The sequence below is a fragment of the Enterobacter cloacae complex sp. R_G8 genome, from assembly GCF_024599795.1.
Taxonomy (GTDB): domain Bacteria; phylum Pseudomonadota; class Gammaproteobacteria; order Enterobacterales; family Enterobacteriaceae; genus Enterobacter; species Enterobacter dissolvens.
This window is the reverse complement of sequence record NZ_CP102246.1, coordinates 3,285,423-3,298,599: the sequence shown is the minus strand read 5'-3', so window position 1 is coordinate 3,298,599 and position 13,177 is coordinate 3,285,423. Positions and strand designations below refer to the sequence as shown.

Sequence of the window (13,177 nt, the reverse complement as noted above, 5' to 3'; positions counted from 1 at the left end):
GGTGAAAAAATTACGCGTTGGCGTGGTGGGGCTGGGGGGAATTGCACAAAAAGCCTGGCTGCCTGTTCTGGGGGCGGCGACGGACTGGACGCTGCAAGGCGCGTGGTCGCCCACCCGTGAAAAGGCCGAGCGGATCTGCGAAACCTGGCGCATGCCGTATGCGGCATCGCTTCAGGATCTGGCTCGCGAATGCGATGCGGTGTTTGTACATACCTCTACAGCAACACATTATCAGGTGGTCAGCGAGTTGTTGAATGCCGGTGTGCACGTCTGTGTCGATAAACCGCTGGCAGAAAACGTTCAGGATGCCGAACGGCTGATCGAGCTGGCGGCGCGCAAAAAACTGACGCTGATGGTGGGTTTTAACCGCCGTTTTGCGCCGCTTTACCAGCAGTTGAAGGCACAGTCTGGTGCGCTCGCGTCCCTGCGAATGGACAAGCACCGCACCGACAGCATCGGTCCGAACGATCTGCGCTTTACCCTTCTGGATGATTACCTGCACGTGGTGGACACCGCGCTCTGGCTGACGGGCGGGCAAGCCCAGCTTAAAAGCGGCACCCTGTTGACCAACGAACAGGGCCAGATGGTTTACGCTGAGCATCATTTTGCCATTGAGCATCTGCAGATCACCACCAGCATGCATCGTCGGGCCGGCAGTCAGCGGGAGTCTGTGCAGGCGGTCACTGACGGTGCCCTGTATGACATTACCGACATGCGCGAGTGGCGTGAAGAGAAGGGCAATGGCGTAGTCACACTCCCGGCGCCTGGCTGGCAAAGCACTCTGGAGCAGCGCGGCTTTGCCGGATGCGCCCGTCACTTTATCGCCTGCGTGCAAAATCAGACGGTTCCGGAAACATCCGGTGAGCAGGCTATCATGGCACAACGCATTGTGGAGCGGCTCTGGCGCGAAGCCATGAGCGAATAACTTGCTGTAACATCTGCGGATAGTAATTCGTTGAAATCGGGTTAGACTAAGCGCCGCTTGTTGGCTTTGCCGGGTGGCGCTTTCGCTTACCCGTCCTGGAAATCCGTATGGTTCTGGAAATTCACGTTAATGAACTTATTAAAATCGCTGGCGGCAGTCAGCTCGATGACCATGTTTTCCCGCGTGCTGGGTTTTGCGCGCGATGCGATTGTAGCAAGAGTATTTGGTGCAGGGATGGCAACGGACGCCTTTTTCGTCGCGTTCAAACTGCCAAATTTATTACGTCGTATTTTTGCTGAGGGGGCATTTTCCCAGGCGTTTGTTCCTATTCTGGCGGAATATAAAAGCAAGCAGGGTGAAGACGCGACGCGTGTATTTGTCGCGTACGTTTCCGGCCTGCTGACGCTGGCACTGGCGATCGTGACGGTACTGGGGATGCTGGCTGCACCCTGGGTGATTATGGTGACGGCGCCTGGCTTTGCGGACTCGGCAGATAAATTTGCCCTGACCTCCCAACTGCTGCGTATTACCTTTCCTTATATCCTGCTGATTTCGCTGGCCTCGCTGGTGGGGGCGATCCTCAATACCTGGAACCGCTTCTCCGTTCCGGCCTTTGCGCCAACGTTCCTTAACATCAGTATGATTGGCTTTGCGCTGTTCGCTGCACCCCATTTCAACCCGCCAGTGCTGGCGCTGGCCTGGGCGGTGACGGTGGGCGGTGTGTTACAGCTGGCGTATCAGCTGCCACACCTGAAGAAAATCGGTATGCTGGTTCTGCCGCGGATTAATTTCCGTGACGCCGGTGCGATGCGCGTAATGAAGCAGATGGGGCCTGCCATTCTCGGGGTTTCGGTCAGCCAGATCTCGCTTATCATTAACACCATCTTTGCCTCTTTCCTCGTGTCCGGCTCGGTTTCCTGGATGTACTACGCTGACCGTCTGATGGAGTTTCCGTCCGGGGTGCTGGGCGTGGCGCTGGGGACCATCCTGCTGCCGTCGCTGTCGAAAAGTTTTGCCAGCGGCAATCACGATGAGTATTGCCGCCTGATGGACTGGGGACTGCGTCTCTGTTTCCTGCTGGCGCTGCCAAGCGCAGTGGCGCTGGGTATTCTGGCCAAACCGCTGACGGTATCACTCTTCCAGTACGGGAAATTCACCGCTTTTGACGCGTCCATGACGCAGCAAGCGCTGATTGCCTACTCGGTCGGGTTGATGGGGCTGATCGTCGTTAAAGTGCTGGCGCCCGGGTTCTACTCGCGCCAGAACATCAAAACGCCGGTGAAAATTGCCATTGTGACGCTGATTATGACCCAGCTGATGAACCTGGCCTTTATTGGCCCGCTGAAGCACGCTGGCCTGGCCTTGTCTATTGGTCTTGCGGCCTGTCTCAACGCCGGGCTGTTGTACTGGCAGTTGCGTAAGCAGGATATCTTCACGCCGCAGCCGGGATGGCGGAGTTTCCTCGTGCGTCTGATCGTTGCGGTGCTGGTCATGTCTGCGGCGTTGCTTGGTATGCTGCATGTGATGCCGGAATGGTCCCAGGGCACCATGCCTTACCGTCTGATGCGGCTGATGGCCGTCGTGGGTGTCGGGGTTGTGGCTTACTTTGCGACGCTCGCGGTACTGGGCTTTAAAGTGAAAGAGTTTGCCCGCCGTACGGCATAAACGCCAAAAGGGGAGTTCACCTTAGGGTGCTCCCCACTGCATGATTTGTCGCACAGGCTTCAAATCGAAATCTTTTTCCCGCCCGTAACACGAGCCGTTGACGTTTGACCATCCGCACCATACAGCCCGGGCTCTTTATGCGGCTTTAACACGTCAAGCGCTTGCTGATTACGCTCAATCTGTCCTTCCAGCAGCCAGCCATTGTGCTGGTTGAGATCGCGCAGATGCTGGGTTTTTTCTGTAATGGTCTGCCAGCGTTCTACAATATCGTCATTCGCACTGCGCTTAGGATCTTGCTCAGCGCGACGCTGCTGTTCCAGATAATCCAGCGTCGCCAGAAGCGAACTCTTATCTTCCGTAATACGCTGCAACGCGCTGCCGTTAATTTGACCGGAAGAGAGGTGCTGTTGCTCCGCGTCCATGACCGTTTTCAGGTCGTTCAGGACAACCGTCATGTGATCCAGTATTTCTGACAGTCGACTCATACGGTTAGTTACTCTGTAAGAAACTCTGTGCTTCCTGAATCAGGGCATCAGCAATTTTGCTGGTATCCATTTTCAGTTCACCGTTACGAATAGCCGTTTTCAGCGCTTCAACACGTTCCATATTGATATCGCTGCTGCCTGGCTGCATCAGTTTTGCCTGGGCATCGCTCAGGGTTACGCTGGTGCTGTTAGACGTTGACGGTTTTTCCAGACGCGTTTTCTGCGGCATAGCGTCATTCGTTTCGCGAGGCTGTACAGCGCCTACCGGCTTCAGGGCTGATGTACGATCAATGCTCATAGTGTTGTCCTCATCGAGGGTTCGCGGCGTTGGCGCCTGATATCATCATTAGTTGATTATTTATCGGCAGTCGCAGCGATTTCTTTAAAAAGATTATAGGTTAATCAGAATATTCCCATCAGAATCGACGGTTCCGCTAACCACCTGGCCTGAGGACATCCTGACGCGGGCATTTTGCGCCACTGCGGCATTGTTTAATGCCTTCCCTTCACTGTTTATCTGAAAACCATCGCCGTTGGCCACCACCATCACCTGCTGACCCGCTTTAACCCGCCATGCCTGACGCAGCATGGAGAGCTGTATCGGCTGGCCTGGCGCGACATCACGCAGGCTGACGGCATCCTGCGCCTGGTTAATCTCAAGCATCGTGCGTGGAGGAAGCTGATCCAGACGGCCACGTTTCAGGGTCACGCTGTTAGCCTGCAACACGCTGCCGCGTGCGATGGGGACAGCGGCAACAACATAATTGCCCGTTGCCTGTACCGCAACCTGTAAATAGCGTTTTTCTCCCGGGCAGCGCGCCAGCACGTTCACGTTCCCCCACAGTTTTGTGGTGCCCGTTACGCTGAACGACGGCTGTTCGCAGGAGGGGTAAAGATTAGGCGGCGTGCGGACGGTGACGTTGACTTCATCGCTAAAGCCCGCCAGTTGCTGAGCAAAGAAAGCCGTCAGTTGATCCTCTACCCCTTCAGCCTGTACCAGGGGGCTGAAAAGCAGGGCCGTAGCCACCAGGCCGCGTTTTAACGTTTGCATCGCACATTCCACCGTTACCCGAATTGAGAGGATTCTACCTGCAGTGGTTTTGCATCAACGGAATAAATAGCGACGCATTTTGCGCTTATTCCGTCGATAGGGGTGACGGGGTGAGATTTAAGCTGTGAACTGAAATTTTGCCATCAGCGGAGGAGACATGCTCGATAAACTCGACGCCGCGTTACGTTTTCAGCAGGAAGCGCTCAATTTACGCGCCCAGCGGCAGGAGATTTTAGCCGCCAATATTGCCAACGCCGATACGCCAGGGTATCAGGCGCGCGATATTGATTTTTCCAGTGAGCTTAAAAAAGTGATGGAGCGTGGACGTGCAGAAGGGAGCGGTGTCGCGCTCGCTCTGACCTCCTCACGCCATATTCCTGCTCAGGCGATGACGGCGCCCACGACCGATTTACTTTATCGCATTCCCGACCAGCCTTCACTCGACGGTAACACCGTGGATATGGACCGGGAGCGTACGCAGTTTGCCGATAACAGCCTGAAATACCAGATGGGCCTGACCGTACTCGGCGGACAGATCAAAGGCATGATGAACGTCCTGCAGGGGGGCAACGGATAAATGGCCTTGCTGAATATTTTTGATATCGCCGGCTCGGCGTTAACCGCACAGTCCAAACGCCTGAACGTGGCTGCCAGCAACCTGGCGAACGCCGACAGCGTGACCGGACCTGACGGACAGCCTTATCGTGCAAAGCAGGTGGTCTTCCAGGTTGATGCTGCGCCAGGCGCGGCGACGGGCGGGGTGAAAGTCTCTGACGTGGTGGAGAGCCAGGCACCGGACAAGCTGGTGTATGAGCCTGGCAACCCGCTGGCGGACGCGAACGGTTACGTGAAAATGCCAAACGTGGATGTGGTGGGTGAGATGGTGAACTCCATGTCCGCTTCACGTAGCTATCAGGCAAACGTCGAAGTGCTTAATACCGTGAAGAGCATGATGCTCAAAACCCTCACTCTCGGCCAGTAAAGGAGACATGCATGTCCATCGCCGTTAATGTGAATGATCCAACGAACTCGGGCGTCAGTGGTGCCAACAGTTCGACGGGTTCCAGCTCCCTGACAGGGAGTAATGCCTCCGATCTGCAAAGCAGCTTTCTGACGCTGCTGGTGGCACAGCTGAAGAACCAGGATCCCACCAACCCCATGCAGAACAACGAACTGACCACGCAGCTTGCGCAGATCAGTACCGTCAGCGGCATTGAGAAGCTCAATACCACCCTCGGCTCTGTTTCCGGTCAGATTGATAATAGCCAGTCCCTGCAGGCCGCGAACCTGATTGGTCACGGGGTGATGATCCCGGGCACCACGATCCTGGCGGGCACCAGCACCACCGAAGGCAACACGACGACCACGACTACGCCATTTGGCGTTGAGTTGCAGCAGGCGGCTGACAAAGTGACCGCGACGATCACCGACTCAACCGGTGCCGTGGTTCGCACCATTGACATCGGCGAACTGAAGGCGGGCGTTCATACCTTTACCTGGGATGGCAGCCTGACAGACGGTACTAAAGCGCCAAACGGTTCTTACAAAGTGGCGATCAGTGCCAGCAATGGCTCTACCCAGCTGGTGGCTCAGCCGCTGCAGTTTGCGCTGGTCCAGGGCGTCATTAAAGGTAGCGATGGCAACAAACTGGATTTGGGTACTTCTGGTACCACCACACTCGACGAAGTTCGGCAGATTATCTAAGCCTTAACACTTATCAGGAGTAAGTCATGGCCTTTTCTCAAGCGGTCAGCGGCCTGAATGCTGCGGCCACCAACCTGGACGTCATTGGCAACAACATCGCCAACTCCGCGACCTATGGTTTTAAATCCGGTTCTGCTTCATTTGCAGATATGTTTGCCGGTTCCAAAGTGGGTCTGGGTGTAAAAGTTGCAGGCATTACCCAGGACTTTACCGACGGCACCACCACCAATACAGGTCGTGGCCTGGACGTTGCCATCAGCCAGAACGGTTTCTTCCGTATGGTCGATGCTAACGGCTCGGTGTTCTACAGCCGTAACGGCCAGTTCAAGCTGGACGAAAACCGTAACCTGGTGAACATGCAGGGGATGCAATTAACCGGTTATCCGGTTGCCGGGACGCCATCAACGGTTCAGACCGGTGCGAACCCACAGCCTATCAATATCCCGACCACGCTGATGGCCGCGAAGGCCACCACCACGGCTTCCCAGCAGATTAACCTCAACTCCACCGATACCGCACCGACCACCGCCTTTGATCCGGCCAACCCGGATACCTACAACAAAAAAGGTACGGTCACCGTCTTTGACAGTCAGGGTAATGCGCACAACATGAACCTGTTTTACGTCAAAGATGCGACCCCGGCTAACTCCTGGAAAGTGTATGCCCAGGACGGTAGCGTGGCAGGCAGCACGGCCTCTCTCGCCACGACGCTGACCTTCAACAACAACGGTACGCTGATCGGCGGTGGCAACATCAACCTGACTACCGAGACCATTCCTGGTGCTACGCCTGCGACCTTCGCCATGAGTTTTGCGAACTCCATGCAGCAGAACACCGGTGCGAACAACATCGTTGGAACCAGCCAGAATGGTTTTAAACCGGGCGACCTGGTGAGCTACCAGATCAACGACGACGGCACCGTGGTCGGTAACTACTCCAACGAACAGACCCAGGTTCTGGGCCAGATCGTGCTGGCAAACTTCGCCAACAACGAAGGTCTGAAGTCTGAAGGTGATAACGTCTGGTCTGCCACGCAGTCCTCCGGCGTCGCGCTGCTGGGTACCGCGGGTTCCGGTAACTTCGGTACGCTGACCAACGGTGCGCTGGAAGCCTCTAACGTCGACCTGAGTAAAGAGCTGGTGAACATGATTGTCGCGCAACGTAACTATCAGTCGAACGCGCAGACCATCAAGACCCAGGATCAGATCCTCAACACGCTGGTTAACCTGCGTTAAGCGGCTAACAGGAAAGCGCAATGGATCACGCAATATATACCGCGATGGGCGCGGCAAGTCAGACGCTCAATCAGCAGGCCGTTACCGCCAGCAACCTGGCGAACGCCTCTACGCCGGGGTTCCGCGCACAGCTCAATGCGCTGCGTGCGGTGCCGGTAGAAGGGTTGTCCCTGCCGACGCGTACGCTGGTGACCGCCTCCACGCCGGGTGCAGACATGACGCCAGGGCAGATGGATTACACCGCCCGTCCGCTGGACGTTGCTCTGCAGCAGGACGGCTGGCTGGCCGTGCAAACGGCAGACGGCGGCGAAGGCTATACCCGCAACGGTAATATCCAGGTCAGTGCCACGGGCCAGTTGACGATTCAGGGGCACCCGGTAATGGGTGAAGCGGGTCCGTTGACGGTGCCGGAAGGCTCAGAGCTGACCATCGCCGCAGACGGTACCATCTCCGCCTTGAACCCGGGCGACCCGGCCAATACCGTTGCGCCCGTCGGACGGCTGAAGCTGGTCAAAGCGGACGGCAAAGAGGTGCAGCGTGGTGATGACGGTATGTTCCGTCTGACCCAGGCGGCTCAGGCCACCCGTGGCGCCACGCTCCAGGCCGACCCGACCATTCGCGTGATGTCCGGTGTTCTGGAAGGCAGTAACGTCAAGCCGGTCGAAGCCATGACCGACATGATCGCCAGCGCCCGTCGTTTTGAAATGCAGATGAAGATAATTAGCAGCGTTGACGAGAACGCGGGTAAAGCTAATCAACTTCTGGCTATGAGTTAACAGGACTCCCTATGATCAGTTCTTTATGGATCGCGAAAACTGGCTTGGACGCGCAGCAAACCAATATGGATGTGATTGCCAACAACCTGGCAAACGTCAGCACCAATGGTTTCAAGCGTCAGCGTGCCGTTTTCGAAGATTTGCTTTATCAAACCATCCGTCAGCCAGGTGCGCAGTCCTCTGAGCAAACCACGCTGCCATCGGGTCTGCAGATTGGTACCGGTGTTCGTCCGGTCGCCACCGAACGTCTGCACAGCCAGGGCAACCTGTCCCAGACCAACAACAGCAAAGACGTTGCCATCAAAGGCCAGGGTTTCTTCCAGGTGCAACTGCCTGACGGGACTTCCGCCTACACCCGTGACGGCTCGTTCCAGGTCGATCAGAACGGCCAGCTGGTCACGGCCGGTGGTTTCCAGGTTCAGCCGGCGATCACGATCCCGGCAAATGCCCTGAGCATTACCATCGGACGTGACGGCGTGGTGAGCGTCACCCAGCAGGGGCAGGCCGCGCCTGTTCAGGTTGGGCAGCTCAACCTGACGACCTTCATGAACGATACCGGTCTGGAAAGCATTGGTGAGAACCTCTACACCGAAACGCAATCCTCCGGTACGCCGAATGAGAGCACCCCGGGCCTGAACGGGGCGGGGCTGTTGTATCAGGGTTATGTGGAAACCTCGAACGTGAACGTGGCGGAAGAGCTGGTGAATATGATCCAGGTCCAGCGCGCGTATGAAATTAACAGTAAAGCAGTGTCGACGACCGATCAGATGCTGCAGAAACTGACGCAACTCTAAGGTGCAGCCCGGTGCGGTAAACGCCGCACCGGCTCCCTGTTTTCGAAGATGAAGGCAATGCAAAAAAACGCGGCGTTTCGTTATCCGATTCTGACTGTTCTGGCCGTCACCCTTAGCGGATGTGCCTGGATCCCGTCTAAACCATTGGTCCAGGGTGCGACGACCGCCCAACCCGTTCCTGGCCCTGCGCCAGTGGTGAACGGCTCCATTTTCCAGACCGCGCAGCCGATCAACTATGGTTATCAGCCGCTGTTTGAAGACCGTCGCCCGCGTAACGTCGGCGATACATTGACCATTGTGCTGCAGGAAAACGTCAGTGCGAGCAAGAGCTCGTCAGCGAATGCCAGCCGCGATGGCAAAACCAATTTTGGCTTCGATACCGTACCGCGCTATCTGCAGGGACTCTTCGGCAATGCGCGTGCAGATGTTGAGGCGTCTGGCGGCAATACCTTTAACGGTAAAGGTGGCGCGAACGCCAGCAATACCTTCAGCGGCACGCTGACGGTAACGGTTGACCAGGTGCTGGTTAACGGCAATTTACATGTGGTGGGTGAAAAACAGATCGCCATTAACCAGGGCACTGAATTCATTCGCTTCTCCGGTGTGGTTAACCCTCGCACCATCAGCGGCACCAACACCGTTCCGTCCACCCAGGTGGCGGATGCGCGCATTGAGTACGTCGGTAACGGCTACATTAATGAAGCGCAAAATATGGGTTGGCTGCAGCGCTTCTTCCTTAATTTATCGCCGATGTAAGCGAGGTGACCCATGTTTAAATCGATCTTCGCCGTGGCGCTGGCTCTGGTGGCAACGTTTGCCCAGGCTGACCGCATTCGCGATCTCACCAGCGTTCAGGGCGTACGTGAAAACTCCCTCATTGGCTATGGTCTGGTGGTTGGTCTGGATGGAACGGGTGACCAGACTACCCAGACGCCATTTACGACCCAGAGTTTAAACAACATGCTTTCCCAGCTTGGTATTACCGTACCGGCAGGCACCAACATGCAGTTGAAAAACGTGGCCGCGGTGATGGTAACCGCCTCCTACCCGGCGTTTGCGCGTCAGGGACAGACCATCGATGTGGTGGTTTCCTCTATGGGTAACGCCAAAAGCCTGCGCGGCGGTACGCTGCTGATGACTCCGCTGAAAGGGGTGGATAGCCAGGTTTATGCCCTTGCGCAGGGTAACATTCTGGTGGGCGGTGCGGGCGCCTCAGCGGGTGGCAGCAGTGTGCAGGTCAACCAGCTGAACGGCGGGCGTATTACTAACGGTGCGATCATCGAACGTGAACTGCCGACCCAGTTTGGCGCGGGTAATACCATCAATCTGCAACTGAATAATGAAGACTTCACCATGGCGCAGCAAATCGCCGACACCATCAACCGCAGCCGTGGTTATGGCAGTGCGACAGCGCTGGATGCCCGTACCGTGCAGATCCGCACCTCAACGGGCAGCAGCAACCAGGTGCGCATGCTGGCCGATATCCAGAATATGGAAGTGAACGTCCCTGTTCAGGATGCCAAAGTGATCATCAACTCCCGTACCGGATCGGTGGTGATGAACCGAGAAGTGTCGCTGGACAGCTGCGCCGTGGCGCAGGGTAACCTCTCGGTAACGGTCAACCGCTCCGCCAACGTCAGCCAGCCTGATACCCCGTTTGGTGGTGGGCAGACGGTGGTAACGCCGCAAACCCAGATCGATTTGCGTCAGAGCGGGGGTTCGCTGCAGAGCGTACGCTCCAGTGCCAACCTCAACAGCGTGGTGCGTGCCCTGAATGCCCTGGGGGCAACGCCGATGGATCTGATGTCCATTCTGCAATCCATGCAAAGTGCGGGCTGTCTGCGCGCCAAACTGGAAATCATCTGATGCTGACCGATAGCAAACTGTTGACCAGCGCGGCCTGGGATGCCCAGTCGCTTAACGAACTGAAAACCCAGGCAGGCAAAGACCCGGCGGCAAATATCCGCCCGGTCGCCCGCCAGGTGGAAGGGATGTTTGTACAGATGATGCTGAAGAGCATGCGAGAAACCCTGCCAAAAGACGGCATGTTCAGCAGTGATTCAACGCGCCTGTATACCAGCATGTATGACCAACAGATTGCGCAGCAGATGACCGCCGGTAAAGGCCTCGGTCTGGCTGACATGATCGTCAAACAGACCGAAGCTGCGCAGGGTATTCCGCCGAAAGATGAGCCGCAGCAGGTGCCGATGAAGTTCGACCTGCAAACGGTGACCAGCTATCAGAACCAGGCGCTGACGCAAATGGTGCGTAAAGCGATACCGAAGGCGACGGTAAGCAGCGATGAGCCGCTCTCCGGTGACAGCAAAGACTTCCTGGCACAGCTTTCGTTGCCGGCCCGTCTTGCCAGTGAACAGAGTGGGGTGCCACATCACCTGATCCTGGCGCAGGCCGCGCTGGAATCGGGCTGGGGTCAGCGCCAGATCCGTAAGGAAAACGGCGAGCCGAGCTTTAACATCTTTGGCGTGAAGGCGAACGCCAGCTGGAAGGGGCCGACAACGGAGATCACCACCACCGAATATGAGAACGGTGCGGCGGTGAAGGTCAAAGCTAAATTCCGCGTCTACAGCTCTTATCTGGAAGCGTTGTCCGATTACGTGGGCCTGCTGAGTCGCAATCCGCGTTATACCGCCGTTACGCAGGCGGCTACGCCTGAGCAGGGTGCGCAGGCCCTGCAAAATGCGGGCTATGCCACCGACCCGAACTATGCGCGTAAGCTCACCAGCATGATTCAGCAGCTTAAATCGATGGGCGAGAAAGTCAGCAAAGCCTATAGCACAGATATCGAAAATCTGTTCTGAAACTTCTCAAGTCCCGGTGGAGGCTGCCGATAACTTTCATCAGGACTCGTGTCTGAACGAATAAAAGGAACCTCCATGTCCAGTTTGATTAACAGCGCCATGAGTGGCCTCAGTGCTGCTCAGGCGGCACTCAATACCGTCAGTAATAACATTTCAAGCTATAACGTGGCAGGTTACACCCGCCAGACGACCGTGCTGGGTGCGTCTAACAGCACGCTGACCGGCGGTGGCTGGGTGGGCAACGGGGTGTATGTGTCTGGTGTGCAGCGTGAATATGATGCTTTCATCACCAACCAACTGCGCGCCGCGCAAACGCAGAGTAGCGGTCTGACGACGCGCTATCAGCAGATGTCAAAAATTGACGATGTGCTCTCTGATTCCACCAACTCACTTTCGACGACGCTTCAGGATTTCTTTAAAAGCCTGCAAACGCTGGTGAGCAACGCGGAGGACCCGGCCGCAAGACAGACGGTGCTGGGAAAAGCGGATGGTCTGGTCAATCAGTTTAAAACGAACGACCAGTATCTTCGCGATCAGGATTCTCAGGTTAATACCGCCATCGCTTCAAGCGTTGAGCAGATCAACAACTACGCAAAACAGATTGCGAATCTGAACGATCAGATTTCACGTCTTACCGGCGTAGGGGCAGGTTCATCGCCAAATGACCTGCTGGATCAGCGCGATCAGCTGGTGAGTGAGCTGAACCAAATTGTGGGTGTTGAAGTGGCTGTTCAGGACGGTGGCACCTATAACGTCTCCTTTGGCAACGGTTACAGCCTGGTGCAGGGGAGCAAAGCAAACCAGTTAGCTGCGGTGAAATCCAGCGCCGATCCGACCCGGACGACTATCGCCTACAGCGATGAGGTGTCCGGCAACGTCGAAATTCCCGAGAAAATGGTCACCACCGGTTCGCTGGGGGGCTTGTTTACGTTCCGCTCAGAAGATCTGGATAAAGCGCGTAACAACCTCAACCAGCTGGCACTGGCCTTTGCGGACGCGATGAATAAGCAGCATGAAGCCGGGTTTGATGCCAATGGCGATGCCGGTGGCAAGCTGTTCGACTTTGGTTCGCCAGCCGTGGTAACCAACAGCCGCAATACCGGTACGGCCGCAATGACGGCCACTGTGGCAGACAGCACCAAAGTGCAGGCCACCGATTATAAGCTGCAGTTTAACGGCACCGACTGGACTATCACCCGTTCGGATAAAACCAGCTTCACCATGGCCCCGGACGCAAGTGGCAATCTCTCCTTTGATGGCCTGAGCGTCAACGTGACCGGTAGCGCGAACGCCAAAGACAGTTTCATCGTCAAGCCTGTTTCTGATGTCATCGTCAATATGGAGCTCAAGTTCAAAGATGAGTCCAAACTGGCTATGGCATCCGCAAGCAACGGCGGCGAGAGCGACAACCGCAATGGCCAAAAACTGCTCGATCTGCAAAACAGTAAGGTTGTTGGCGGCAATAAGACTTTCAACGATGCCTATGCTTCCCTTGTCAGTACGGTCGGCAGCTCAACCGCCGCGCTGAAAACCAGCAGCGAAACGAAAGCGAATGTGGCGACGCAACTGACTAAGCAGCAGCAGTCCATCTCTGGGGTAAACCTCGACGAAGAGTATGGCAACCTGCAGCGCTATCAGCAGTATTACCTTGCCAATGCGCAGGTGTTACAAACTGCCAGCACGCTTTTTGATGCAATTATCAATATTCGCTAAGGCTGAGGTG

The 13,177-nt window shown here is 56.2% G+C and carries 15 protein-coding genes; 12 read left to right on the top strand and 3 right to left on the bottom strand.

The window, feature by feature from the left end; all coding sequences use genetic code 11:
- Position 1 precedes the first annotated feature (1 nt).
- Positions 2–925, top strand: coding sequence for a Gfo/Idh/MocA family protein (locus NQ842_RS15675; RefSeq protein WP_046888607.1), 924 nt, complete (start codon positions 2–4; stop codon positions 923–925).
- A gap of 129 nt (positions 926–1,054) precedes the next feature.
- Positions 1,055–2,590: a murein biosynthesis integral membrane protein MurJ gene (gene murJ, locus NQ842_RS15670; protein ID WP_046888586.1), complete on the top strand. Its 1,536-nt coding sequence runs from the start codon at positions 1,055–1,057 to the stop codon at positions 2,588–2,590.
- A 59-nt stretch (positions 2,591–2,649) separates the two neighbouring features.
- On the opposite strand, the gene flgN is transcribed toward murJ, so the two are convergent.
- From flgN to flgA, 3 genes are all read right to left on the bottom strand, one after another.
- Positions 2,650–3,075: a flagella biosynthesis chaperone FlgN gene (flgN, locus tag NQ842_RS15665; protein ID WP_014831433.1), complete on the bottom strand. Its 426-nt coding sequence runs from the start codon at positions 3,073–3,075 to the stop codon at positions 2,650–2,652.
- Between the two features lie 4 nt (positions 3,076–3,079).
- Positions 3,080–3,373, bottom strand: coding sequence for a flagellar biosynthesis anti-sigma factor FlgM (flgM, locus tag NQ842_RS15660; protein WP_014831434.1), 294 nt, complete (start codon positions 3,371–3,373; stop codon positions 3,080–3,082).
- Between the two features lie 93 nt (positions 3,374–3,466).
- Positions 3,467–4,126, bottom strand: a complete 660-nt coding sequence (gene flgA / locus NQ842_RS15655) for a flagellar basal body P-ring formation chaperone FlgA (RefSeq protein WP_257256050.1) — start codon at positions 4,124–4,126, stop codon at positions 3,467–3,469.
- 157 nt (positions 4,127–4,283) lie between these two features.
- Between flgA and flgB the strand changes: the two genes are divergently transcribed.
- The 10 genes from flgB to flgK all read left to right on the top strand — a co-directional run bounded on the left by flgB (position 4,284) and on the right by flgK (position 13,167).
- Positions 4,284–4,703 carry a flagellar basal body rod protein FlgB gene (gene flgB / locus NQ842_RS15650; RefSeq protein WP_013097139.1) on the top strand — a complete coding sequence of 140 codons (420 nt, stop codon included), beginning with the start codon at positions 4,284–4,286 and terminating at the stop codon, positions 4,701–4,703.
- Positions 4,704–5,108, top strand: a complete 405-nt coding sequence (flgC, locus tag NQ842_RS15645) for a flagellar basal body rod protein FlgC (RefSeq protein ID WP_013097138.1) — start codon at positions 4,704–4,706, stop codon at positions 5,106–5,108.
- 11 nt (positions 5,109–5,119) lie between these two features.
- On the top strand, positions 5,120–5,830 hold the full coding sequence (gene flgD / locus NQ842_RS15640; RefSeq protein WP_014831436.1) for a flagellar hook assembly protein FlgD: 711 nt from the start codon (positions 5,120–5,122) through the stop codon (positions 5,828–5,830).
- Positions 5,831–5,856: 26 nt separating this feature from the next.
- A complete protein-coding gene (gene flgE / locus NQ842_RS15635) occupies positions 5,857–7,065 on the top strand; it encodes a flagellar hook protein FlgE (RefSeq protein WP_058684526.1) in 1,209 nt (402 codons plus the stop codon).
- A gap of 20 nt (positions 7,066–7,085) precedes the next feature.
- Positions 7,086–7,841 (top strand): flagellar basal body rod protein FlgF, encoded by a 756-nt coding sequence (locus tag NQ842_RS15630; protein ID WP_013097135.1) that lies wholly within the window; start codon positions 7,086–7,088, stop codon positions 7,839–7,841.
- Between the two features lie 11 nt (positions 7,842–7,852).
- Complete coding sequence (gene flgG / locus NQ842_RS15625; RefSeq protein ID WP_008500810.1) at positions 7,853–8,635, top strand: flagellar basal-body rod protein FlgG; 783 nt, start codon at positions 7,853–7,855, stop codon at positions 8,633–8,635.
- A 57-nt stretch (positions 8,636–8,692) separates the two neighbouring features.
- Positions 8,693–9,391 (top strand): flagellar basal body L-ring protein FlgH, encoded by a 699-nt coding sequence (flgH, locus tag NQ842_RS15620; protein WP_003857987.1) that lies wholly within the window; start codon positions 8,693–8,695, stop codon positions 9,389–9,391.
- A 12-nt stretch (positions 9,392–9,403) separates the two neighbouring features.
- Positions 9,404–10,501, top strand: a complete 1,098-nt coding sequence (locus NQ842_RS15615) for a flagellar basal body P-ring protein FlgI (protein WP_014169561.1) — start codon at positions 9,404–9,406, stop codon at positions 10,499–10,501.
- Positions 10,501–11,454 carry a flagellar assembly peptidoglycan hydrolase FlgJ gene (gene flgJ / locus NQ842_RS15610; protein ID WP_194516382.1) on the top strand — a complete coding sequence of 318 codons (954 nt, stop codon included), beginning with the start codon at positions 10,501–10,503 and terminating at the stop codon, positions 11,452–11,454. Before NQ842_RS15615 ends, flgJ begins: the two co-directional genes overlap by 1 nt.
- A 75-nt stretch (positions 11,455–11,529) precedes the next feature.
- Positions 11,530–13,167 carry a flagellar hook-associated protein FlgK gene (flgK, locus tag NQ842_RS15605; protein WP_013097132.1) on the top strand — a complete coding sequence of 546 codons (1,638 nt, stop codon included), beginning with the start codon at positions 11,530–11,532 and terminating at the stop codon, positions 13,165–13,167.
- The last annotated feature ends 10 nt before the right edge of the window (positions 13,168–13,177 follow it).